The sequence below is a fragment of the Exiguobacterium sp. SH4S7 genome (assembly GCF_004336795.1).
Classification (GTDB): domain Bacteria; phylum Bacillota; class Bacilli; order Exiguobacteriales; family Exiguobacteriaceae; genus Exiguobacterium; species Exiguobacterium aurantiacum_A.
Map to the genome: position 1 here is coordinate 1 of NZ_SJUT01000032.1, position 275 is coordinate 275.

Annotated in this window: 1 rRNA gene; it reads left to right on the forward strand. The window is 49.8% G+C overall.

The features are described 5' to 3' along the window. Positions 1–82, forward strand: a 16S ribosomal RNA gene (locus tag EVJ29_RS15355); the annotation flags it as partial. Positions 83–275 lie beyond the last annotated feature (193 nt).

The following is a 275-nucleotide window of genomic DNA, read 5'->3' on the forward strand; positions in this document are numbered from 1 at the left end:
GCCGCCGAAGGTGGGACAGATGATTGGGGTGAAGTCGTAACAAGGTAGCCGTATCGGAAGGTGCGGCTGGATCACCTCCTTTCTAAGGAAAATGCCCATGTGGCATTGCCCATCGTTCAGTTTTGAGGGTTCGTCCCTCGATTGTTCTTTGAAAACTGAAGATTCATCAAGACATCAAACCAAGAAAAATATGCATGGTCCGTTCGGACCGTGTGTCTTAGAAACGCTAGATCAAGGTAGAAAGGGCGTACGGTGGATGCCTTGGCACTAGGAGC